The organism is Pseudomonas sp. TTU2014-080ASC, assembly GCF_001446935.1.
Lineage (GTDB): Bacteria > Pseudomonadota > Gammaproteobacteria > Pseudomonadales > Pseudomonadaceae > Aquipseudomonas.
Genome location: NZ_LKKK01000001.1, coordinates 60,589 through 81,800 on the forward strand (window position 1 = coordinate 60,589; position 21,212 = coordinate 81,800).

Annotated in this window: 22 protein-coding genes; 11 read left to right on the forward strand and 11 right to left on the reverse strand. The window is 55.8% G+C overall.

Annotated elements, in window-relative coordinates; all coding sequences use genetic code 11:
• Positions 1-17: 17 nt before the first annotated feature.
• Complete coding sequence (locus AO726_RS00270) at positions 18-254, reverse strand: DUF3820 family protein (RefSeq protein WP_058066062.1); 237 nt, start codon at positions 252-254, stop codon at positions 18-20.
• A gap of 130 nt (positions 255-384) precedes the next feature.
• On the opposite strand from AO726_RS00270, the gene AO726_RS00275 reads away from it, so the two are divergent.
• Complete coding sequence (locus AO726_RS00275) at positions 385-756, forward strand: glutaredoxin family protein (protein ID WP_058067046.1); 372 nt, start codon at positions 385-387, stop codon at positions 754-756.
• A 39-nt stretch (positions 757-795) separates the two neighbouring features.
• Here AO726_RS00275 and AO726_RS00280 read toward each other — a convergent pair whose 3' ends face one another.
• The gene (locus AO726_RS00280) at positions 796-1,284 is read right to left on the reverse strand and encodes a cupredoxin domain-containing protein (RefSeq protein ID WP_058066063.1); all 489 of its coding nucleotides are present in this window, start codon (positions 1,282-1,284) and stop codon (positions 796-798) included.
• Between the two features lie 555 nt (positions 1,285-1,839).
• On the opposite strand from AO726_RS00280, the gene AO726_RS00290 reads away from it, so the two are divergent.
• Positions 1,840-2,241, forward strand: a complete 402-nt coding sequence (locus AO726_RS00290; protein ID WP_058066065.1) for a hypothetical protein — start codon at positions 1,840-1,842, stop codon at positions 2,239-2,241.
• 31 nt (positions 2,242-2,272) lie between these two features.
• On the opposite strand, the gene AO726_RS00295 is transcribed toward AO726_RS00290, so the two are convergent.
• The 4 genes from AO726_RS00295 to AO726_RS00310 form a co-directional block, all read right to left on the reverse strand.
• Entirely contained in the window at positions 2,273-3,748 is a 1,476-nt protein-coding gene (locus AO726_RS00295) for an inorganic phosphate transporter (protein WP_058066066.1), read from the reverse strand.
• A 166-nt stretch (positions 3,749-3,914) separates the two neighbouring features.
• A complete protein-coding gene (locus tag AO726_RS00300) occupies positions 3,915-5,831 on the reverse strand; it encodes a DEAD/DEAH box helicase (protein WP_058067047.1) in 1,917 nt (638 codons plus the stop codon).
• Between the two features lie 100 nt (positions 5,832-5,931).
• On the reverse strand, positions 5,932-6,534 hold the full coding sequence (locus AO726_RS00305; protein WP_058066067.1) for a glutathione S-transferase family protein: 603 nt from the start codon (positions 6,532-6,534) through the stop codon (positions 5,932-5,934).
• A 36-nt stretch (positions 6,535-6,570) separates the two neighbouring features.
• On the reverse strand, positions 6,571-7,728 hold the full coding sequence (locus tag AO726_RS00310; protein ID WP_058066068.1) for an aminotransferase-like domain-containing protein: 1,158 nt from the start codon (positions 7,726-7,728) through the stop codon (positions 6,571-6,573).
• 82 nt (positions 7,729-7,810) lie between these two features.
• Here AO726_RS00310 and AO726_RS00315 point away from each other — a divergent pair, with 82 nt between their 5' ends.
• The 3 genes from AO726_RS00315 to AO726_RS00325 all read left to right on the forward strand — a co-directional run bounded on the left by AO726_RS00315 (position 7,811) and on the right by AO726_RS00325 (position 10,199).
• Positions 7,811-8,245: a MarR family winged helix-turn-helix transcriptional regulator gene (locus AO726_RS00315; RefSeq protein ID WP_058066069.1), complete on the forward strand. Its 435-nt coding sequence runs from the start codon at positions 7,811-7,813 to the stop codon at positions 8,243-8,245.
• A gap of 137 nt (positions 8,246-8,382) precedes the next feature.
• A complete protein-coding gene (locus AO726_RS00320; protein ID WP_058066070.1) occupies positions 8,383-8,994 on the forward strand; it encodes a LysE family translocator in 612 nt (203 codons plus the stop codon).
• Positions 8,994-10,199 (forward strand): benzoate/H(+) symporter BenE family transporter, encoded by a 1,206-nt coding sequence (locus tag AO726_RS00325; protein ID WP_058066071.1) that lies wholly within the window; start codon positions 8,994-8,996, stop codon positions 10,197-10,199. The genes AO726_RS00320 and AO726_RS00325 overlap by 1 nt, the downstream gene beginning before the upstream one ends.
• A 68-nt stretch (positions 10,200-10,267) precedes the next feature.
• Here the strand turns inward: AO726_RS00325 and AO726_RS00330 are convergent, their stop codons facing one another.
• Complete coding sequence (locus AO726_RS00330; RefSeq protein WP_058067048.1) at positions 10,268-11,344, reverse strand: 3-deoxy-7-phosphoheptulonate synthase; 1,077 nt, start codon at positions 11,342-11,344, stop codon at positions 10,268-10,270.
• 153 nt (positions 11,345-11,497) lie between these two features.
• Positions 11,498-11,932 (reverse strand): PilZ domain-containing protein, encoded by a 435-nt coding sequence (locus tag AO726_RS00335; protein WP_058066072.1) that lies wholly within the window; start codon positions 11,930-11,932, stop codon positions 11,498-11,500.
• Positions 11,933-11,980: 48 nt separating this feature from the next.
• Between AO726_RS00335 and AO726_RS00340 the strand changes: the two genes are divergently transcribed.
• The 5 genes from AO726_RS00340 to cysB all read left to right on the forward strand — a co-directional run bounded on the left by AO726_RS00340 (position 11,981) and on the right by cysB (position 15,896).
• Positions 11,981-12,316: a thioredoxin family protein gene (locus AO726_RS00340; RefSeq protein ID WP_058066073.1), complete on the forward strand. Its 336-nt coding sequence runs from the start codon at positions 11,981-11,983 to the stop codon at positions 12,314-12,316.
• Positions 12,316-13,260: a putative 2-dehydropantoate 2-reductase gene (locus tag AO726_RS00345; RefSeq protein ID WP_058066074.1), complete on the forward strand. Its 945-nt coding sequence runs from the start codon at positions 12,316-12,318 to the stop codon at positions 13,258-13,260. The genes AO726_RS00340 and AO726_RS00345 overlap by 1 nt, the downstream gene beginning before the upstream one ends.
• 19 nt (positions 13,261-13,279) lie before the next feature.
• Positions 13,280-14,185, forward strand: coding sequence for a 5'-nucleotidase (locus tag AO726_RS00350; RefSeq protein ID WP_058066075.1), 906 nt, complete (start codon positions 13,280-13,282; stop codon positions 14,183-14,185).
• Between the two features lie 127 nt (positions 14,186-14,312).
• On the forward strand, positions 14,313-14,813 hold the full coding sequence (locus AO726_RS00355; RefSeq protein ID WP_058066076.1) for a universal stress protein: 501 nt from the start codon (positions 14,313-14,315) through the stop codon (positions 14,811-14,813).
• 108 nt (positions 14,814-14,921) lie between these two features.
• Positions 14,922-15,896, forward strand: coding sequence for an HTH-type transcriptional regulator CysB (cysB, locus tag AO726_RS00360; RefSeq protein WP_058066077.1), 975 nt, complete (start codon positions 14,922-14,924; stop codon positions 15,894-15,896).
• A gap of 81 nt (positions 15,897-15,977) precedes the next feature.
• Here cysB and AO726_RS00365 read toward each other — a convergent pair whose 3' ends face one another.
• The 3 genes from AO726_RS00365 to AO726_RS00375 form a co-directional block, all read right to left on the reverse strand.
• The gene (locus tag AO726_RS00365; protein ID WP_058066078.1) at positions 15,978-16,772 is read right to left on the reverse strand and encodes an ABC transporter permease; all 795 of its coding nucleotides are present in this window, start codon (positions 16,770-16,772) and stop codon (positions 15,978-15,980) included.
• On the reverse strand, positions 16,769-17,701 hold the full coding sequence (locus AO726_RS00370) for an ABC transporter ATP-binding protein (protein ID WP_058067049.1): 933 nt from the start codon (positions 17,699-17,701) through the stop codon (positions 16,769-16,771). Before AO726_RS00370 ends, AO726_RS00365 begins: the two co-directional genes overlap by 4 nt.
• Positions 17,702-17,952: 251 nt before the next feature.
• Positions 17,953-18,612: a transglutaminase-like domain-containing protein gene (locus AO726_RS00375; protein WP_058066079.1), complete on the reverse strand. Its 660-nt coding sequence runs from the start codon at positions 18,610-18,612 to the stop codon at positions 17,953-17,955.
• A 145-nt stretch (positions 18,613-18,757) separates the two neighbouring features.
• Between AO726_RS00375 and AO726_RS00380 the strand changes: the two genes are divergently transcribed.
• Complete coding sequence (locus AO726_RS00380) at positions 18,758-21,205, forward strand: acyl-CoA dehydrogenase (protein ID WP_058066080.1); 2,448 nt, start codon at positions 18,758-18,760, stop codon at positions 21,203-21,205.
• Positions 21,206-21,212: the final 7 nt, after the last annotated feature.

The window sequence follows — 21,212 nt, forward strand, 5'->3', positions numbered from 1 at the left end:
CTGCTGCAGCATCCGCATCATCGACCTTTAAGCGGCTGACGCGGCCTGCTCCGCAGCGGATCAAGCAGACCACTCAGGCCGTTATGATCAATCTCCTGCATTAGGGCCAATAGCCTGCCGATTTCCCCTTTGGGAAACCCTTCACGGGCAAACCAGTTCAGATAGTGGCCCGGTAAGTCTGCCAATAACCGCCCTTTGTATTTGCCATAAGGCATTTCGCGGCTGACCAGCAGCAGTAAATCTTCGGGTTGCATGACGAATCCTGTTACGGCTATGACACCGGCCAGGATTATGACGATGCAAGCCGGTGTAAACCACCCTGCCACGCACAGCCGAACTCAGGTAAGCTGCGCGGCCCTTTTTTCACCCAAGGTTTCTCTCTGCATGATTATTACCGCCCTGCGCAAAGGCCTCGGTCAGTTGATTATCTTCATCGACTGGATCACCCGTCCGGCAAAAATGAAGCGCCCGCAAGCAGCTCAGGCTGCTGTTGAGGTATCAGCCAAATCGCTAAGCCTGTATCAGTTTCAAGCCTGCCCGTTCTGCGTTAAAACCCGCCGCACCCTGCATCGCCTGAATGTGCCGGTGCAATTGCGCGACGCGAAAGAAGACGCACAAGCACGCCTTGAGCTGGAACAGCAAGGCGGCAAGATCCAAGTGCCTTGCCTGCGTATTGAAGACGGCGGGCAGGTCACTTGGCTTTATGAGTCCAAAGCGATCATTGCTTATCTGAATGATCGCTTTGCCAACGTCTGACCCAATAACTGGGGCCATAACAAATGGCCCCAGCATGGTTTAGCGCGGATTGACCTTGATCTTGCCGATCATGCCTGACTGGTAGTGACCGGCGATCAAACAGGCAAAGTCAAACGTTCCAGCTCGGTTAAAGGTCCACAACACCTCTCCGGCTTGTCCAGGATCAACGTGAGACATCCCGGTCTGGCCGTGCTGCATCCCCATACCTTGCAGGACCATGTTGGCGTACTCATCCAACCCCGCCTTTTCCCCCAACACAAATTCATGCTGTACAGCACCCTTGTTAGGCAACACAAACCGTATGGTTTCGCCCTGCTGCACCTCAATCAGTTCAGGACTGAAGCGCATGTTGTCATCCATGCTGATTTCAATGGAACGACTGACAGCTGCCGCATCTCCGGCAATCCCCCAGGGTTGCTGCTCAGGAGCTGCCGCGTGATGGTGACTGTGATCCATCATCTGATCAGCAGCAACGTGGCTGCTGGCAACACTCAAAAATACAGCCATAGCGATGGCGTTCAGGTGCATAATCTATCCTCGAATTAATCCGTATCTGGCCGATCACACGCCCCGAAGGCACGCACAATCGCCGTTTTTGCGTGACGAATACTTAAACGAGGAGGTATTTGGGAGGCTTATCGGCCAGACCGGGTACCGTACTGCGCACGGCAAAAGACCAGGCAGTCAATTGTGAAACCGGAATAAACGGCACTGCCAGATTAAGCGAAGACGTCAAAGCCACACCAGCCGGACAGAAAACGCACAGCGCGCATAAATGACCACCATGCTGGTGAGCCATATCAGCCTGTGCAGCACAGCCAGAGGCCGTCGGGAGAGAATCCTGATGATGCCCCTCATGCGCACTGGCTGACGCACAGTTGCCCCCCTGAACAACCATGCGCACACCTGCCATGCTCTGCACGGACAGAGCACTCAGCAACAGCGCAATCAGGATTAGGCGGATCAGCGGCATAACGGGCTATAAGCAGAAAAAAATAAGCGCTGCACTAAAACACCCTTCATCTGCCTTGTCCACCACCGCCCGTAGGCAAGACGCGAAGAAGCTGGCTATGATCTGGCCCCATGAACCAATCACTGCCCATTCGCCAGCCTTGCCCTCCAGGCGCCTGCAACTGCGGGCGTGAAGAGCTACTGGATAATGCTCAGGCAGACCACCGCATCCTTCTACTGACCCGCAATGAAGAGAAGCGCATGCTGGAGCGTCTGGAGAATCTTGAGAGCCTTGAGCACCTCTACCGCATGCAGCAGAGGATGGAGCAACAGTTGGGGATTCGCCTGAGCGTAGAGCCCGGCTATAACGAAGTGCGCAGCATGCGCGGGATTCAAGTTCTGATCGACGAGCAACCCGGCCTGTGCCGAAAAACCCGCCAGGCGATCCCAACAGCCATTCGCCGCAGCCTGGAGAAGCGCCCTGAGATAGCCTACAGCCTGCTCAACGCGCACGACTTGTTGCGCGATACCTGAACCGGAGCGAGTCCGGTTCAGGCAATAACAGTCAGCGGAGGAACAGGAAGGTCACCGCCAGATACAAACCCGCAGCCAGCGACATCGCCACCGGCAAGGTTAATGCCCAGGCCATCAGAATGTTGCGCACGGTACCGGACTGAAGCCCACTGCGGTTCGCCACCATGGTCCCGGCCACACCCGATGACAGCACATGAGTGGTCGAAACCGGCAGACTAAAGATGTTCGCCAGACCAATCGCCATGGCCGCAGTAACCTGCGCACTCATGCCCTGAGCGTAAGTCATACCGCCCCGGCCAATCTTCTCGCCAACAGTCAGTACAACCCGCTTCCAGCCGACCATGGTGCCCAGCCCCAGAGACAGCGCAACCGCCAGTACAACCCAGAACGGAACGTACTCAGTAGTTGCGGTCAGGTCCTGGCGCAGTTTTTCCAGATCGCTCTTCTCCCGCGCTGGCAGCACATCCAGCTTGGAGACCTTACGCGCTGCATCATCCAGGCACAGCAGATAACGACGCATTTCAATGCGCTGGGCCGGTGGAATGTCCTCGTAATCGTGCACCCCATTGAGAATGGTCAACAGCGAGGCCAGAGTTGCCTCGGTCTGCTGCGGGTCACAGTGGAACTGCTTCGGCAGATCAGAGCCATTACCCTTGCCCAGAGCCAGATACTCAGAGAGCGAATCACTGTTGCGGTGGTAGAAGTCCCCCAGATGGACAGCGGCATCACGGGTGCGGGCAATCTCATAGCCAGTGGCATTAAGATCAACCGCAAAGTGCGCAGGCACGATACCAATCAGCACCAGCATGATCAGACCAATCCCCTTCTGGCCATCATTCGAACCATGCACAAAGCTCACAGCCATGGCCGACGTCACCAGCACCATACGGTTCCAGAACGGCGGGTGCTTTTTACCCTTTTCTTCAATACGCTGCACCGGCGAACTGTGCATGGTTGAGTTGGGTTTCCACAGCTTGAGTGCAATCAGCAACAGCGCAGCTACAGCAAAACCGGCCAGCGGCGAGAACAGCAGCGACATGCCGATATCAGTGGCCTTCTGCCAGTTGACGCCTTCGCCGACGGAAATATCTGTGATCAACGCATTGGCAAGCCCAACACCGAGGATCGAGCCAATCAGCGTGTGAGAGCTGGACGCCGGGATCCCGAAATACCAAGTGCCGAGGTTCCACAAAATCGCCGCTGCCAGCAGGGAAAAGACCATCACCAAACCTTGTCCGGTATTGACGTTGATCAGCAGATCAACAGGCAGCAAATGCACAATCGCATAGGCGACACCAACGCCTCCCAGCAATACGCCTAGGAAGTTGAAAACACCCGAGCAAAACACTGCCAGGTTCGGCGTCATGGCTTTGGTGTAGATCACGGTAGCAACCGCGTTGGCAGTGTCGTGGAAGCCGTTGATGAACTCAAAGGCGAGGACAAAGGTAACGGCAATGACGAGGCAGGCAATCAGCCAGGCGTCCATGCTGGAAAAGAGGGAGAGCATGCAAAAGCACTCGATATTAGCGGGCGCGCATTGTCACAAAGTATTGCGAAAAAATCAGCTTTAACGTGATCCAGCTGAAGCACCATCGTGCAGATTTTGACGAAATACCATGACAGGGCGGGCTCTGCCGCTGGTCGACTTTATCTGTTACTGCCACCTGACGGCCTCAGCGCCCTCGTTGTCCCAGCAAACGGGTCGCGCCCTGGGCCTTCTGGCAATACCAGAACACCCGACTTACGCCACGGGTAATAGCCACGTAAGCCAAGCGCAGACTTTCATCACGCATCGCCGAGTCGTAGTTGTTACTGAAAAAACCACTCTGAGCGTACAGGCCATTGCGTAGCGGGTGCGGCACCGGCGGCATGCAGTCATCCAGGATAATCGCCACTTCCGCCTGCAAGCCTTTGGCCCGGTGAATGGTCATAGCCCGGACCGGTAGCTTTCTGTCCAGCTCAGCCATGATGCGCTTGAGTGGCTCGTTGCGTCGGCTGAGTAGCAACACACCGGTACGTTCACGCTTGCGGGCTGTAGCGTAGGTGCATTGGCTGCGAATCTGCTCAAGCAGTTCGGGCAAGCGCCGATTCAGATCAAAGCGCTGAATCAAACGCACACCATGATCTCCCGCCTCCGTCTCACGGCTGGCCAAACTGGCTTTGCTCTGCTTACAGACAACTTCCTCCAAAACGGCTTCCGCATCCCGGATAACCGGCTCAACGCTGCGGTAGTTAGTTGCCAGCGTCAGCACAGAACTGCGTTTACCACGCCCTTTGCAGGGAAAATGCCGGTCAAAGTCCATAAACAATTCCGGTGAGCTGCCGCGCCAACCATAAATTGACTGCCAGTCATCGCCAATAGCCATGAGACTGACCGGGTTACCCGCACGGACAATCCTCCGCTGAAGCGCCTGCAGCCATTGAACAATTTGCGGCGATATATCCTGAAATTCGTCGATCAAGAGGTGATTAAATGGCGCAAGCAACGCAGCATCAATGACAGAGTCCGTACTGGCGAGCTTATCTGTCAGCACTTGGAAAGCCCAATTAAAGGTAGTCAGCCCTTGCGCTTCAAGCACCTGCTTGAAGCAACGCCAATAAAGCACCAGAGCCTCAGCAAATTGCTTTTCCCGATCAGGGCACTCAAGGGCCCGCACCCGAAGTTGCTCAACCCGTAAGCCGATACTTTCAGCAAATGCACCCTGGGCATAAAACGCCTCATACAGGGGCACTGCCGTGAACTCCCCAGCTAAGGTGATTAACCCTTCTGGGGCTTTGGTCGCTACGACCTGGGGCTCACCCAGCAGCTGCCTGATACATTCAGCAAAGCGTGGTTGCTCGCTAAAACACTGTTGATACGCCTGCTTGAGTAAACGCTGCTGAGCGGGACGCAGACGGGACGCCAGCAGAGGGTTTTCCGGCTCCTGCTCAGCCGCGCCTCGTTCGTCCAGTTGCTCAAACCAGTTGCAAGGCCCCAACAGCCCCTTGGCCAGAAGCGCCATTGCCGAATGAAAGGTGCGCACCATTTGCTGGACCTGGCCCTCAGATAGGTTGCAAGCAAAGTGCCCGGCGACCTTCAGCAGCTGCTGACGCAGCTCGGCGCAGGACGCGTTAGTGAAGGAAATAATGGTCATCTGCTCGGGCTTGATGCCCAGATGAACCAACATAAACATGACCCGCAGAATCAACGTGGTTGATTTTCCAGAACCGGCACCGGCAAAAATTCTCGTCAGAGGCTGCGCACTGAGAATCATCGCCCACTGCTCGGCTGAGGGCGGAGCAATAAGCCCTGCCTCCACAGCTCGAGCAACCTGCTCTTGCATGTTTTTAACCTGAACGGCATCCACTTGCATGGGGACAGCACTGTAGATACCAGTACCAGCCGATTTACTGCGCTTAGCTGCACCACCCGACTTGGGCTTGTCGGCAGTTTTTTTCGGCTTGGCTGACGCGCTTTTCCCTTTGCTCCGGGCAGGTTTGGCTGGAGCGGATGCCTCACGCTCAGCCTGCAAATACGCGGTGGTATGGGGAAAATAGCGCGCCAGGGCGTCGGAGATGAGCTTTTTATAGCGCTGTACAGCAGAGGGCATTCGCTGACCCGTCATGGTGATAGATCATTGAATGATAAGTGTTTTTCGTCATCAGTACGTGACCGGCGAGAGCCTTCATGGCGCCCGCCGGTCTTGTTGCTCAGTCGTGCATACCCACATAACGCGGATGCGCAGCAATACGCGCCAACCAAGCCTGTATCGCTGGATACGGAGCGAGGTCAAAGCCTGCCTCATCGGCCACGTGGGTATACGCATATAGGGCAATGTCAGCAATCGAAAAGAACTCGCCAACCAGATACGGCGTACGCTGAAGCTGCTGTTCCATCACCTTGAAAGCCCTGTAGCCCAACTCCACACACGTCTCATATTCGCTGCGGCGATCATCAGGCATCCCCTGATAAAGCTTGATGAAGCGTGCCACCGCGACATTCGGCTCATGGCTATATTGCTCAAAAAACTGCCATTGCAGCACTTGCGTTCGCAGTCGGGGCTCCGTGGGCAGGAACTCACTGTTATCGGCCAAAAAGTTGAGAATTGCGTTGGACTCCCATAAGCAGCTGCCATCCTCGAGCTCCAGCACGGGAATCTTGCCGTTAGGGTTTTTCTCCAGAAAAGCCGCCTGGCGGGTGTCGCCTTTAAGAATATCCATCGCGACCCATTGGTACTCCAGGCCAAGCAAATGCAGCATCAGCTTGACCTTGTAGCAATTGCCCGAACGGTAATCGCCGTAAACTGTGTACATGACGCCCTCCAAGCCCTGCAGCGCACCGCCCGCCTGTCAGCGGGCCTGTGCCTCACGGATAACAGCAGCCAGACGCTTGATACCTTCATCAAGACGCTCCGGTGCAACATGGCTGAAATTAAGACGCAGATAGCCAGGGTTCAGATCAGGATCAATGAAGAACGGCTCACCTGGCATAAACGCCACATTCTGCGCCAGTGCCTGATCCAGCACAGTGCGAGTATCCATCGGCTGCTTGAGCTTGAGCCAGAAGAACAGACCGCCTTGCGGTACCTGCCAATCCGCCAGATCACTGAAGTGCTCAGCCAGCACACTCTGCATAGCATCTCGGCGCACACGGTAGAAATCACGCAGCTCACTCAGGTGGCTGCGGAATTGCTCAGTACCGAGCCATTGCAGAGCTTGCCACTGGCCAACGCGGTTGGTGTGCAGGTCGGCCGACTGCTTCAGACGCAACAGGTACGGGAACAAATCAGGCGTAGCGATCAGATAACCCACTCGCAAGCCTGGCAGCAGGGTTTTGGAAACAGTGCCGGTGTAAATCCAGCTGGCCTTTTGCAGGCGCGAGACGATCGGCGTCGCGCTGCCAGCATCGAACACCAGTTCACGGTACGGCTCGTCTTCAATCAGCGTTACGCCGAACTCGTCCAGCAGCGCCGCCACGGCATCGCGCTTGGCTTCGCTGTAGCGAACAGCCGACGGATTCTGGAACGTCGGGATCAGGTAGGCAAAGGCAGGCTTACGGGTTTCCAGGGTTTTGCGCAGCGCATCAATCTGCGGACCATCGGCTTCTTGCGGCACCGCGATGCAATCTGCACCAAACAGTTGAAACGCCTGTAAGGCAGCGAGATAGGTCGGAGCTTCCAGCAGCACTTCAGTGCCCGGATCGATAAACAGCTTGCTGGCCAGATCGAGTGTCTGCTGAGACCCGCTGACAATCAGTACCTGGCTGGCTTCACACGGTACACCCAAAGAGCGGGCTTCAGCGGCGATAGCTTCGCGCAGCGCGGGCTCACCTTCACTCATGCCGTATTGGCCCATGCTGACCGGCATTTCGCTCCAGTCGACTTTAGGCAGCATCGGCTCTGCTGGCAACCCGCCAGCAAAGGACATAACCTCTGGACGCTGCGCCGCAGCAAGAATTTCACGAATCAGGGAGCTTTTCAGGCGGGCAACACGTTCAGAGAAAGCCATGGACATCACCGGTAGCAAAGACAAATATAATTAGGTCAAACTGTTTGACCGAAATTACGCCGACAGTAGCAGATACGTCAATATGATTGACCTTAAAAATCCAACCGCCCAACAAAATGCCATGGAAGCCTTCTTCTTCGGCTATCAGGCATTCACCTCAAAAGCGGATGAAATGCTGGCCCGTCGCGGCCTGTCCCGGGTGCACCATCGCATTCTGTTTTTTATCGGTAAGTACCCTGGCATGAGCATGAAGGACTTGCTGTCTTATCTGGGCGTCAGTAAGCAGGCCCTGAGCATTCCTCTGCGTCAGTTGCTGGAAATGAATCTGGTCGAAAGTCTGACCGCCGAGGATGACAAACGTAAGCGCATCTTGGCCTTCACCGCCGAAGGCGCCAAACTCGAGCAGGCGCTGCGCCGCGAGCAAGCCAAACTACTGCAGCGGGCCTTTAGCGAGGCTGGTGATGAAGCTGCCCGAGGCTGGCTGGCTATCAACCAGACCTTGAACCGCATCGTCTGAGCCCTTCTTGCTCAGATAAACTGTACTGGCTACTTATTACAGTCAGTTGAAACTGTACCGCTAACAGAGGTTTTCGCTGTATCGCGACGGATGCCGTCCAGCCCCCTAGTCTGTGCGTCTAATCTGAGAATACAGCTATGACCACCGACCTCCTCCTCGCCTTCGTCCTCTTTGCTCTGGTCAGTTCACTGACACCTGGGCCGAACAACATGATGTTACTGGCCAGCGGCGTGAACTTCGGCATCCGCCGCAGCATCCCGCACATGCTGGGTATTAGCCTGGGCTTTATGCTGCTGGTGGTGTGCGTTGGATTAGGTCTGGGCCAGCTTTTCGATCAAGCCCCCATTCTGCATACGCTACTGCGCTACGCCGGAGCCGCGTATTTACTGTATCTGGCCTGGAAGATTGCCAACGCGGCCACCCCTGACGTACAGAGTGAAAGCTCCGCCAGACCCTTTAGCTTTTTGCAGGCGGCTGCTTTTCAGTGGGTCAATCCAAAAGCCTGGATCATGGCTATTGGCGGTATCACCACGTATGCACCGCATGAGAACTTCACCACCAACGTACTCATCATTGCCGCATTGTTTGCCTTGGTGAATTTACCTAGTGTCGGGCTCTGGGCCGCTGCCGGCACACTCCTACGCCGCTGGCTGACAAATGCGAAAGCACTGCGTATGTTCAATATCGGCATGGCCTTGCTGCTTGTGGCCTCGCTGTACCCTATCCTGACCGATTCTGGATTGTTCTGATGCAACCTACGAGCACTGCCTCTTTGCGGCCGCTGGCCGACACCTCGGTTTCTGCAATTGTCGCCGGTTTTGTCGCCGTACTGACTGGCTTCACCAGCTCCCTGGCCCTGCTTCTACAAGCTGGTAACAACGCTGGCTTGAGCAGCGGGCAAATCTCTTCGTGGATCTGGGCACTGTCCATAGGCATGGCAATTGGTTGTATCGGCCTGTCATTGCGCTATCGGGTGCCGGTGATGATTGCCTGGTCCACACCAGGCGCCGCCTTGTTGATTACCAGCCTTCCCGGCGTTCCCTATGCAGAAGCCATTGGCGCTTATATCTTCGCATCAGCGCTGATTTTGTTGATCGGCCTGACCGGAACGTTCGACCGTCTGATGCGCCGAATTCCCGCCTCGTTAGCTGCGGCCCTGCTGGCTGGTGTGCTATTCAAGATTGCCTTGGAAATCTGTATGGCTGCCGAGCAACACACCCTATTAGTGGTGTGCATGCTGCTTGCCTACCTGCTGGGTAAACGCCTGATGCCACGCTACGCAGTGTTGGCAGCGCTGATTATCGGCGGGCTGTACGCAGGATTAACCGGCCTGCTGGATTTCACAGGCTTTGATGTGCAGATGGCCACGCCGGAATGGACAACGCCTGCCTTCTCACTGGCCGCCATAATCAGCATCGGTATTCCGTTGTTCATTGTGGCCATGGCTTCACAGAATCTGCCCGGCATGACGGTGTTGCGCGCTAACGGTTATGACGTACCCGCCAGCCCGCTGCTGAACAGCACTTCGCTCCTCTCGATTCTACTCGCTCCGTTTGGCAGCCACGGCATTCACATGGCCGCCATCAGCGCCGCTATTTGTGCGGGCCCGGAAGCCCACGAAAATCCGCAAAAACGCTACACCGCTGCAGTGTGGTGCGGCATTTTCTATGCAATCGCTGGAATTTTCGCAGCAACATTAGCTGCTCTTTTCGCTGCTTTTCCCAAGGCACTGATCTTGTCGATTGCAGCCTTGGCGCTGTTCTCGTCAATCATCGGCGGGCTGACTCAGGCGATGCAGGAGCCAGAGGAACGTGAAGCCGCGCTGATCACCTTTCTTGTCACCGCATCGGGCATGACGCTGTTTACCGTCGGCTCGGCATTCTGGGGAATTGTGGCGGGGCTGTTGACGCTGGCGGTGCTGAATTGGGGCAAACCCCGCAACTCAGCCTCCTGAAACGACTTCGCGGCTGAAGCCAGCTCCTGAACGGAGCGACTTCAGCCTCGATTCAATGCACTTAGTCGTTAGCCGCGAACGCGCTTAGGCAGCACATCCTTGAGTTTGGCATGCATGCTACGCAGGGTTTTCTCAGTGGTATCCCAGTCGATGCAGGCATCGGTGATAGATACACCGTACTGCAGCTGGCTGAGATCCTTCGGAATCGACTGATTACCCCAACCCAGATGGCTTTCGACCATCAGACCGACGATGGACTGGTTACCTTCCAGAATCTGGTTAGCGACGTTATCCATAACCAGCGGCTGCAGCGCCGGGTCTTTGTTGGAGTTGGCGTGGCTGCAGTCAACCATGATGTTCGGCTTGATCTTGGCCTTAGTCAGCTCCTGCTCACACACCGCAACACTGACCGAATCATAGTTCGGCTTGCCGTTACCACCACGCAGAACCACGTGGCCGTATGCGTTGCCTTTGGTGGTGACGATGGAAACGCCACCTTCCTGGTTGATACCGAGGAAACGGTGCGGGCTGGAAACAGACTGCAGGGCGTTGATAGCAACGGTCAGACCACCATCGGTGCCATTCTTGAAACCAACAGCCGAGGACAGGCCAGAAGCCATTTCACGGTGAGTCTGGGACTCAGTCGTACGCGCACCAATGGCTGACCAGCTGATCAGATCTTGCAGGTACTGCGGGGAAATCGGGTCCAGCGCTTCAGTTGCGGTTGGCAGGCCCATTTCGGCCAGGTCCAACAGCAGCTTGCGGCCGATATGCAGACCGTCCTGAATTTTGAACGAATCGTCCATGTACGGATCGTTGATCAGACCTTTCCAGCCCACTGTGGTACGCGGCTTTTCAAAGTACACGCGCATCACCAGGTACAAGGTGTCGGACAGCTCTTCAGACAGTGCCTTCAGGCGCGCTGCATATTCGTGAGCAGCCTTAATGTCGTGAATCGAGCATGGACCCACGACGATAAACAGGCGGTGATCCTTACCATCGAGAATATTGCGAACTACCTGACGACCGTTAGTAACGGTGCGCTGAGCCGCTTCAGTCAGCGGGATTTCACGCTTGAGCTGAGACGGAGTGATCAGGGTTTCATTGGAGGCGACGTTCAGGTCATCAATCGGTAAATCAGCCATCGTGCTTGTCATCTATTGTAGGTAATCAGGTACGGCTGCCGGCCTCCAGCGCACTTCCGAAAGCGGAGCGCAGCAGTTGCGAGCGCAGCGGGGTGCAGAACCTTAGCGCGTATAGCCCTGCTTCGACAATGGGCTTATAGGCTTAAAGGCCCGCTATAGGGGTGATTCAGGCCGGCTGTTGGCCAGTCCAAAGCCATCAGCATGCTCTTCAATCCACTGCCGGGCCGCGGTTTCAAAATCGCATGGACAGCCGCACTCCTCAGCCAATTGACGCCTGAACTGCTCAATGCAGCAAACCTGCTCCACCATACGTACCCTGAACAGGGTGTCGTGATCGAGAAAGGCAATCCCTATCAGATAGTGCCCGCCCTCTTTCCGACTCCAAGCCACCAGCCCCGGATAACAGGCATTCGGGCCAAACAGAGGAATTCGCATTTCCACGGCTGTTCCCCGCCTGAACCCTCGCGGGCTGTTACAGGCGATACCGCCCAAACTTATATTGTGCAGGCGCTGTCGTGGTATAAATCGCTGCTTGCGCAGTACCAGCTCAACAGGCATTTCTGTCGGATGACGCAGAAAACGACGCATCGTCGATCCCTCCCGAGCCATCATTCGGACATTACATAGAGCAGTATAGTGACTGAGCTTGAACTGACAGACCTCGACGCAGATCATCAGCTGCTGGAGCTTTCAGGGACTACCCTACTTATTTTCACCAGTACTGGCTGCAGCAGCTGTCGCTGGGCCCGCCTGCATCTACCTGATCTTGAGCTGCCTGTGGAACGCCTTGCCTGGATTGACGCCGGCAATAACGGCGGGCTGGTTTCTCGTTATGAGATCTTCCACCTTCCAGCTTTGTTTGCCATCAAAGATGGCCAGTTTTACGGCCCGGTTCAGGCCATAATGAACCCAACCGCATTAACCCAGGCGCTGAACAACGCCCTGTCGCGCCCTGCTGAGGAATTACCCTGATGAACCCAACACCCCGTATCGGCATTATCGGAGCCGGTGCAATTGGTGGCTTTTATGGCCTGATGCTGGCGCGTGCCGGTTACGACGTGCATTTTTTACTGCGCAGCGAGTACCGGGCGGTTCTTCGCGATGGGCTCCAGCTCAACAGTAGCGTGCATGGCAACCTCACCCTTGAGTCAGTTCAGGCCTACCAGAACACTGCCGAGATGCCCGCCTGCGACTGGCTACTGGTCTGCGCCAAGACCACCAGTAATGCCGAGCTGGCACCGATCATCAGTCAGGTGGCCTCTGCAGGCGCCAAAGTCGTCATGATGCAAAATGGCCTGGGCATTGAAGATGAACTGCGCCCACTGCTGCCTGACTCCCTGCATCTGTTGGCCGGCCTCTGCTACATCTGTGCGCACCGTAGTGGGCCAGGCGTGGTCGAACACCAGTCTCTGGGTAATCTCAATCTGGTCTATCACAGTGGACCGAAAATCGAAGAGAGCGAGCAGCAAGCCATCCTCAGTGAAGGCTGCGAGTTCTTTAAAGCAGCTGGCCTAGACTGTGGAACCATGGCCAATCTGAATCAAGCACGCTGGCAGAAACTGGTGTGGAACGCACCGTACAACGGCCTCAGCGCCCTGTTAGACAGCGACACCAGAGCCATTATGCAGAACGCCGACAGCCGCGCACTGGCCGGTGCCATCATGCAGGAAGTGGTCGATGTAGCCACAGCATGCGGTTATCAGATGCCCAACAGCTTTGTCAGCAAGCTGTTGGCCGCCACAGATCGTATGCCAGACTACCTGCCGAGCATGTACCACGACTTTGCGCTGAAACGGCCGATGGAGTTACACGCTATTTATGAAGTGGCCCTGCAAACCGCCAGAGAAGTAGGCATTGCCATGCCGCGCACTGAAATGCTCTATCAGAGCCTGCGCTTCCTGGCTCAACGTCCTTAATCCAAACAGGAACTACGCCATGAGCAAGGGACTTCACGACAAACTGGTTCTGGCCATCTCCTCCAGCGCCTTGTTCAACCTGCGTGACAGCCATCAGGTATACGAGCGGGAAGGCGTCGATGCCTACCGCCAGTACCAGATTGAACATGAGGAAGAGATTCTCCAGCCCGGAGACGCGTTCCCCTTGGTCGAAAAGCTGCTGGGCCTGAACAGCGCCCTGAAGCAGCAACGGGTGGAGGTAATTCTGGTATCGCGTAACAGTGCGGATACCGGCCTGCGTGCCTTCAACTCTATTCAGCACTATGGATTGAGCATTTCCAGAGCTGCTTTCGTCGGCGGACGCAGCCCGGAACCGTATCTGGCCGCGTTTGGCTGCCATCTATTTCTCTCCACCCACGCCGAAGATGTGCGCCGAGCTTTGGCATCCGGTTTTGCCGCAGCAACGATCCTGTCGGGTGGCGCGCGACGGGCGGCGAGCAACGAATTGCGTATCGCTTTTGATGGAGATGCAGTGCTCTTTTCTGATGAATCAGAGCGGGTCTACCAGCAAGGCGGCCTGGAGGCATTCCAGAGCCACGAACGCCAGTCAGCGCGACAACTGCTCGGAGGTGGACCGTTCAAACCCTTTCTTTCTGCCCTGCACAGCCTGCAACAGGAATTCCCCAGCGAGCAGTGCCCGATCCGTACAGCACTGGTTACTGCGCGCTCGGCACCGGCACACGAACGGGTCATTCGGACCTTGCGTGAATGGAATATCCGCCTGGATGAGTCGTTCTTTCTCGGCGGACTGGATAAGTCTTCCATTTTGGAGACCTTTGGTGCCGATGTGTTCTTTGATGACCAAGCCGGACACTGTGAACGAGCTCGCGATGTCGTCGCGACAGGCCACGTTCCACATGGCATAAGTAATGAGCAGCAGCTTTAATTAATAGTGCGGTCCCATTAAGAAGCTCTCTAGAACGCGTTTTTTCGTATAGCCCCTGCCCATCCGACCGAAAAGCGCCCGCTATACTCTAAAGAGACCAGCCAGTCACGCCGCTAAAGGAGAGCGCATGATTCGCTCCATTCTCTATGCAACCGACCTGGGCGTATACGCACCCTATGTATTGCAACATGCGATTTTCCTGGCTTCCTCCTTCAACGCCAGCCTCTACGTAGTCCATGCAGTCGAACCCATGGGTCTGTACGCAGAGTCAGTGCTGCAGACCTACCTAGATGCGGATGAACTCAAAGAGCTACGCAGTAACGGCCTTAATAGCGTGATGAAGGACCTGAAAAAGCGCGTACTTGAAGGATTCAAGGAAGAAATTCAGGACACCGAGCGCGGCTCAAAGCTGATCAAAGCTGTACACGTCGTACAAGGCGATCCCCCCACCGTTATCCTCGAAGAAGCCCGCAAGCTTGGCGTAGATATGCTGGTTATCGGCAGCCACAGCCATGGAACGGACTCCGGAATTCCACTTGGACGTACTGCTTCACGTCTGGTCCAGCTGTGTGAGATTCCGCTGTATCTCGTTCCGATGCTGCAGCACCGCGCTCACAAGCATCTCTGAAAAATTTCCAATTACACAAAAATGATCTAGATTTAATGCCTTAATAACCACTATGGTTATATCAATGCAGATGACCTGCCGCCGTCATCCGGTTCTTGAGGGATATATATGAAGCTTCAGCAATTGCGCTACATCTGGGAAGTCGCTCACCACGACCTCAATGTATCGGCTACAGCACAGAGTCTTTATACGTCACAACCTGGCATCAGCAAGCAGATACGCCTGCTGGAGGACGAACTGGGCGTTGAAGTTTTTGCCCGCAGCGGCAAGCACCTGACTCGTGTCACACCAGCAGGCGAACGCATCATCAACACTGCTGGTGAAATTCTGCGCAAAGTCGAGAGCATCAAGCAGATCGCTCAGGAATTCTCCAACGAGAAGAAAGGCACCCTTTCCATCGCCACCACCCACACCCAGGCACGTTATGCGTTGCCACCGGTGATCAGCAACTTCATCAAACAGTATCCTGACGTGTCGCTGCATATGCACCAGGGCACGCCGATGCAGATCTCGGAAATGGCTGCTGACGGTACCGTAGACTTCGCCATTGCGACCGAGGGTCTGGAGCTCTTCAACGACCTGATCATGATGCCTTGCTACCGCTGGAACCGTTGCGTCGTGGTTCCTCAGGGACATCCGCTTACCAAGTTGCCGAAGCTCACCCTCGAAGCCCTCGCCGAATACGCCATCGTCACCTACGTTTTTGGTTTTACCGGCCGCTCCAAACTGGACGAAGCCTTCAGCCAACGCGGCCTGACACCGAAAGTGGTGTTTACCGCAGCCGACGCCGACGTCATCAAAACCTACGTCCGCCTGGGCCTGGGCGTGGGGATTGTGGCGAAAATGGCGGTGGACACTCAGTTGGATACCGACCTTGTTGTCCTCGACGCCAGTGAGCTGTTCGAATCCAGCGTGACCAAGATTGGCTTCCGCCGTGGCACCTTCCTGCGTGGGTTTATGTGCGACTTTATTGAACGCTTCGCCCCGCACCTCACCCGTGACGTGCTGGCCAAAGCCGTTCAGTGCCACAACAAGACTGAGCTGGAAGAGCTGTTTGAAGGAATTGAATTGCCGGTGCACTGATCCGGCAAAGCCGACAACAGCCCCACAAAAAAGCCCGTCATTACGACGGGCTTTTGCTTTTAGCCAATGAGTGCCAGAGCCCTACTGGCGCATGCCTTTTCCGCTGACCAACAGGCGGATACAGACCAGATACAGCACCACAGAAGCCGCCACCATAAAGCCAATGGCCACACCAATACTGATATCCGAGACGCCGAGAATTCCGTAGCGAAAGGCGTTAACCATATGCAGGACCGGGTTGGCCAGGGAAACGGTCTGCCAAAACGCTGGCAACAAGGTAATGGAATAAAACACGCCGCCCAGATAAGTCAGCGGGGTCAACACAAACGTCGGGATAATCGAAATATCATCGAAGTTGCGTGCAAAAACGGCGTTAATAAAGCCACCCATGGAGAAGATCGCAGCGGTCAGTACGACCACCAACGCGGTAATCCCCAGATGATGCACCTGCAGATGAGTGAAAAACAGCGACAGCACGGTCACGATCAGCCCCACCGCCAGCCCGCGCAAAATGCCACCAATCACATAGCCGCTGAGGATCACATGAGGTGATACAGGTGACACCATCAGCTCTTCAATGGACCGGTGAAACTTGCTACCAAAGAAGCTCGACACGACGTTACCGTAGGAGTTGGTGATCACCGACATCATGATCAAGCCCGGCACGATGTATTCCATATAGGTGAAGCCACCCATATCGCCGATCCGGCTGCCGATCAGATTCCCGAAAATCACGAAGTACAGCACCATGGTGATCGCAGGAGGAAGCAGCGTTTGTGGCCAGATTCGGGTGAAGCGACGAATTTCACGCACCACAATCGTGTGCAGCGCCACCATGTTCGCTTTGAATTCGGAACCCTGCTCATACGCGGTCATAGCGCCACCTTCTGAAGATTTTTTTCAACCAACGACACAAACAACTCTTCAAGGCGGTTGGACTTGTTACGCAGGCTGAGCACCTGAATATTTTGCAGCGCCAACTGGCGGAACAACTCGGTGATACCCAAGCTCTTTTCCACTTGGACTTCCAAGGTTTGAGCATCAACCACTTTCGCCGGATAGCCCTGTAATTGCGGAGTAGTCAGCAGCGGCTCCGCCAAATCCAGTAGGAATGTCTCCACATGCAGGGTCTTGAGTAGCTCCTTCATGCTGGTGTTTTCGACAATACGACCGTGATCAATGATGCCGATATTGCGGCACAGCTGTTCGGCCTCTTCCAGATAGTGAGTCGTCAGAATGATGGTGATGCCCTGCTCATTCAGCTCAGTCAAAAAGCCCCACATTGAGCGGCGCAGCTCAATATCAACGCCGGCAGTGGGTTCATCGAGAATCAGCAGGCGCGGCTGATGCACCAGCGCCCGCGCAATCATCAAACGACGCTTCATGCCACCTGAGAGCTGCCGCGACGGTACGTCATGCTTGCCCCACAGCCCCAGCTGAGTCAGATACTGCTCGGCACGCTCCTTGGCGATGCGGGCCGGAATTCCGTAGTAACCCGCCTGCGTCACCACGATATCGAAGGGCTTCTCAAACTGGTTGAAGTTGAACTCCTGCGGCACCACACCCAAGCAACGTTTTAACGCCAGAGGCTGTTTGTCCAGATCGTTACCAAACACATTGACCGTGCCACTGCTTTTGGTCACCAGCGTTGAAAGAATCCCGATTGTGGTCGACTTACCGGCACCGTTAGGGCCGAGCAAGGCAAAGAAGTCCCCTTCAGCGACATCCAGGTCAATCCCATGGAGTGCCTGAAATCCGTTACCGTAAGTTTTGGTCAACTGCCGGATGGAAAGAGCAGTACTCATAAAAATCAGCACACCTGCAAAGAAAATGAACGCGCAACAATTAGCGCGCTGAAAAGCGCGCAATTCTAGCGTCAGCTTAAACAGAACCGTAGTAGAGAGTCGTCCGAACAGAAATTAGCGCAATTTAAAACCTAATCGGATGCGCTCAACGCTCGGCGGCACTGGCACATAGACTACACAGCTGGGCTGAGGCAGTTGTACAAATATCCTGATCTTAGCCATCAAGCTGGTCGATACCGGCTCAGCTCTCCTCAGGACAAGGCAACCTCTTCGGCCATATCGCCATCCAACGTCAGGTACATATCGCTGAACAGGTGCGGGTAACAGGCCGCCAAATGGCCAAAGAAGCGCTCTACAGGAAGATCGGCAAACTGACCATGATCATGCAGGTACTCCATATGCCGCTGGCCTTTGGTGTTGTACTCATGGAAAACACTGTCAGTGACGCCATCAAATTCCAAGGGTTCAACCTTGAACAGGCGACACAGGGTGAGGTTGAACGCGGGAGTCGCTTTGACCCAGCGCTGATTCAGGTACAACTCGGTGTAACCGTGCATGGCAAACACTTCGCTGCGGAGTAAGGCAATCAGGCGCGGCGTTGACAGGTGATTACGCACATCCGCCAGACCAATGCGCGCCGGAATACCGCAATGGCGGGCGCAAGCAGCCAGCAGCATGGCCTTAGGCACGCAATAACTCTCTCCTGCCTGGGCGGCCCAGCTGGCTTTAAGTGTTTCCTCATCTCGGCTGAAGACATAAGGGTTGTATCGTATTCGGTCACGCACGGCGTAATAGAGGTTGATCGCCAGCTGCTGTGGCTCTACAGCAGAGCCACGGGCTTGCTCGGCGAACTCGACCACTGCCGGGTGGTCACTATCAATGAATCGGCTGGGCTCGAGGTATTCGCGCATTAGGCTTCTCCGGGGCTGATAATTCAGTCTACTCAGACGAATCCGACCCATGCCATGACGATTCTGCCAAGCTCACCGCTCATGTCGCCAACAAGGGTGACTATGCTGATGACAGTGTTTTGCACATCATCATGGAGGAATATGCATGCTTGTTCTCTGGTTAATCGTATTAGTGCTCGGCATTGCCTTACTGGCTCATCGCCGCGCCGCGCCCTTGCCAGCCATTGCAATGGTGGCCGGCTTCCTGATCCTGACAGCACTGTTGAGCAATATACCCGTCTGGTTGCAGGTGATCTTCTGGGTGGCACTGGCAGCCGTGGCCTTGCCGCTGCTATTACCACAACATCGCCAACGCTTATTCACCCAACCGCTGTACAGCTGGTTCAAGCGCGTCTTGCCGCCGATGTCGGATACCGAGCGTGACGCCATTGAAGCCGGAACTGTCTGGTGGGACGGTGAACTGTTCAGCGGCCGCCCCAACTGGGATACCTTGCTCAATTACCCCAAAGCCCAGCTCACAGAAGAAGAACAGGCCTTCATTGACGGCCCCACCGAAGAACTCTGCGCGATGGTCAGCGACTGGCAGATTGGCCAACACATGGACTTGCCGACCGAAGCCTGGGAGCACATCAAACAGCACGGATTCTTCGCCCTGATTATTCCCAAGGAGTATGGCGGCAAGGGCTTCTCGGCTTACGCTCACTCGCAGGTCGCGATGAAGCTGGCGACCCGTTCTGGCGATCTGGCCTCCACTGTAATGGTGCCCAACTCCCTGGGCCCGGCAGAGCTGCTACTGCATTACGGCACCGATGAGCAGCGTAATCACTACCTGCCGCGCCTTGCCCGCGGGGAAGAGATTCCCTGCTTCGCTCTTACCGGCCCGCTGGCTGGCTCGGATGCCGGAGCCATGCCCGACACCGGGATCATCTGCAAAGGCCAGTGGCAAGGCGAGGAAGTCATCGGCCTGCGTCTGAACTGGGAAAAGCGCTACATCACCCTAGGCCCGGTGGCGACACTGTTGGGCCTGGCCTTTAAAGCCTATGACCCTGAGCACCTATTGGGTGATCAGGAAGAACTGGGCATCAGCCTTGCACTGGTTCCCACCAACACCCCAGGCGTTGAAATTGGCCGCCGTCACCTGCCCTTAGGCGCTGCGTTTATGAACGGGCCCAACTCGGGCAAAGATGTCTTCATCCCCTTGGACTACCTGATTGGCGGGCGCGAGATGCTCGGCAAAGGCTGGATGATGCTGATGAACTGCCTATCTGTTGGGCGCTCCATTTCGCTGCCTGCGGTGGGCACCGGCGCGGCCAAATTCACCAGTCTGACCACTGGTCAGTACAGCGAGATACGCGAGCAGTTCAGCGTGCCCCTATCAGCCTTTGAGGGCATTCAGGAAGCGCTGGCACGGATTGGCGGTAATGCCTGGCTGATGGACAGTGCGAGAATCCTCACGGCCAACGCAGTCGATCTGGGTGAGAAACCCTCCGTCCTTTCAGCCATTCTCAAATACCACCTGACTGAGCGCGGCCGTGAATGCATCCGCCACGCCATGGATGTGCATGGCGGCAAGGGCATCATCATGGGTCCAAACAATTATCTGGCCCGCTCCTGGCAAGGTGCCCCGATCTTCATCACGGTGGAAGGTGCCAACATCCTTTCACGCAACCTGATGATCTTCGGTCAGGGAGCTATCCGTTGCCACCCTTACGTGCTCCGTGAAATGTCCCTTGCGGGCCGTGACGACCAGCAAGAAGCGCTACGGGAGTTTGATCAGCTTTTGCTTGAGCACATTGGCTTTGCCGTCAGCAACGCCGCCAGCAGCCTGTTGCTAAGCCTTGGTTTCGGCATTTTCAGTAAGGCTCCGGGCGATGCTGTAGCCCGCCCTTATTTCCGTGCGCTGAACCGTCTGGCCGCAGCCTTCGCCCTTCTGGCGGACACCAGCATGATGATCCTCGGCGGTGAGCTTAAACGCCGCGAACGCCTGTCTGCCCGCCTCGGTGACGTACTCAGCCATCTCTACCTCGCCTCGGCGGCCCTTAAACGCTATCACGATCTCGGTTATCCAGGGCATTTACAGCCCCTGCTGCGCTGGGCACTGGAAGAAAGCCTGAGCCAGGCTGAACAGGCGTTGGAAGGTCTGTTGCACAACTTCCCGAACAAGTGGCTGGGCTGTGCACTGCGACTACTGGTATTACCGTTTGGGCGCAGACACAAAGGGCCGAGCGACGCACTGGATGCCCAAGTAGCAGAAATACTCGGCCGTCAATCTGGCGATGCCGCACTGGAGGCCGTGCTTGAAGGTTGCTATCGGCCAACACAAGCGGACGACGCCGTAGGTGCTTTGGTGAATGCGCACACTCTGCTTCAAGCCTCCAAAGCGATGAGCAGAAAGCTGCATAAAGCCCATAAATCCGGCGAGTTTGCTGTGAACCCCGGTCAGTCATTAATTGATGCTGCGCTTGAGGCTGGGGTGATCACAGATCAAGAGGCTGCGACGCTGAAAGATGCAGAAAGCGCCCGGCGCGCCGTCATTGATGTCGATGATTTCAGCAAGGAGGAACTGAGCCTGCATCCCGGAAGTATTCGCTAAAGACTGA

Bases quoted from the DNA above. Each gene is read 5' to 3' on its own strand.
- AO726_RS00270 (WP_058066062.1), bottom strand. From the start codon at position 254: ATGCAACCCGAAGATTTACTGCTGCTGGTCAGCCGCGAAATGCCTTAT.
- cysB (WP_058066077.1), top strand. From the start codon at position 14,922: ATGAAGCTTCAGCAATTGCGCTACATCTGGGAAGTCGCTCACCACGAC.
- AO726_RS00370 (WP_058067049.1), bottom strand. From the start codon at position 17,701: ATGAGTACTGCTCTTTCCATCCGGCAGTTGACCAAAACTTACGGTAAC.
- AO726_RS00320 (WP_058066070.1), top strand. From the start codon at position 8,383: ATGACCACCGACCTCCTCCTCGCCTTCGTCCTCTTTGCTCTGGTCAGT.
- AO726_RS00365 (WP_058066078.1), bottom strand. From the start codon at position 16,772: ATGACCGCGTATGAGCAGGGTTCCGAATTCAAAGCGAACATGGTGGCG.
- AO726_RS00280 (WP_058066063.1), bottom strand. From the start codon at position 1,284: ATGCACCTGAACGCCATCGCTATGGCTGTATTTTTGAGTGTTGCCAGC.
- AO726_RS00380 (WP_058066080.1), top strand. From the start codon at position 18,758: ATGCTTGTTCTCTGGTTAATCGTATTAGTGCTCGGCATTGCCTTACTG.
- AO726_RS00275 (WP_058067046.1), top strand. From the start codon at position 385: ATGATTATTACCGCCCTGCGCAAAGGCCTCGGTCAGTTGATTATCTTC.
- AO726_RS00355 (WP_058066076.1), top strand. From the start codon at position 14,313: ATGATTCGCTCCATTCTCTATGCAACCGACCTGGGCGTATACGCACCC.
- AO726_RS00295 (WP_058066066.1), bottom strand. From the start codon at position 3,748: ATGCTCTCCCTCTTTTCCAGCATGGACGCCTGGCTGATTGCCTGCCTC.
- AO726_RS00300 (WP_058067047.1), bottom strand. From the start codon at position 5,831: ATGCCCTCTGCTGTACAGCGCTATAAAAAGCTCATCTCCGACGCCCTG.
- AO726_RS00310 (WP_058066068.1), bottom strand. From the start codon at position 7,728: ATGGCTTTCTCTGAACGTGTTGCCCGCCTGAAAAGCTCCCTGATTCGT.
- AO726_RS00330 (WP_058067048.1), bottom strand. From the start codon at position 11,344: ATGGCTGATTTACCGATTGATGACCTGAACGTCGCCTCCAATGAAACC.
- AO726_RS00290 (WP_058066065.1), top strand. From the start codon at position 1,840: ATGAACCAATCACTGCCCATTCGCCAGCCTTGCCCTCCAGGCGCCTGC.
- AO726_RS00315 (WP_058066069.1), top strand. From the start codon at position 7,811: ATGATTGACCTTAAAAATCCAACCGCCCAACAAAATGCCATGGAAGCC.
- AO726_RS00325 (WP_058066071.1), top strand. From the start codon at position 8,994: ATGCAACCTACGAGCACTGCCTCTTTGCGGCCGCTGGCCGACACCTCG.
- AO726_RS00350 (WP_058066075.1), top strand. From the start codon at position 13,280: ATGAGCAAGGGACTTCACGACAAACTGGTTCTGGCCATCTCCTCCAGC.
- AO726_RS00375 (WP_058066079.1), bottom strand. From the start codon at position 18,612: ATGCGCGAATACCTCGAGCCCAGCCGATTCATTGATAGTGACCACCCG.
- AO726_RS00345 (WP_058066074.1), top strand. From the start codon at position 12,316: ATGAACCCAACACCCCGTATCGGCATTATCGGAGCCGGTGCAATTGGT.
- AO726_RS00305 (WP_058066067.1), bottom strand. From the start codon at position 6,534: ATGTACACAGTTTACGGCGATTACCGTTCGGGCAATTGCTACAAGGTC.
- AO726_RS00335 (WP_058066072.1), bottom strand. From the start codon at position 11,932: ATGCGTCGTTTTCTGCGTCATCCGACAGAAATGCCTGTTGAGCTGGTA.